Annotated in this window: 1 pseudogene; it reads right to left on the minus strand. The window is 62.5% G+C overall.

Going from position 1 to position 507, the window contains the following annotated elements:
• Positions 1–109: 109 nt before the first annotated feature.
• A pseudogene (locus tag U9980_RS12615) lies at positions 110–507 on the minus strand (hypothetical protein); the annotation flags it as partial.

Below are 507 nucleotides of genomic sequence, written 5' to 3' on the forward strand. Positions count from 1 at the left end.
ATTTCTCCTGGAGATAGCATGCATCTCCAGGAGAAACGGGTGGAACGCTACCGCCCCGGGCACCCCGGCGTGCATCCGGAAACGATCGTTCTCTTGACGTCGGAGACGTTCATTCAGGCATGCCGCCGTCAATCCATCGCCGAAAGACATCGATCTTCTCTTGTGGCCAGGCGCCGTCGCAGGGCATCGTCCCGTCCTGAAGCCGACCGAGGATAGCGGCCGAGTACCGGCTGACATCGTCGTGGGACCAAAGATCGAAGACAAACCTCATCGACTGGTGGTCACGGTCGCGGAAGAGCTGCTTGACATGGTCGTTGAATCGCACCGCCTCATCGACGGCAGGCAGCGTGATTTCCGGCTGTTCTGTCTGTGTCGGCGGAGCGAATGCCGATATCCGGGACCCGGGCGCCCCGGCCGCGGTGTCCCAGTTCCAGTTCGGCATTGGCATGTGTGCCGGGGGTCTGGCGCCGGCCTGGGAGTTTTCCACCGCCAACCTGGAGCCCCACT

Source organism: Protofrankia sp. Cr1, from assembly GCF_963555865.1.
GTDB lineage: Bacteria > Actinomycetota > Actinomycetes > Frankiales > Frankiaceae > Protofrankia.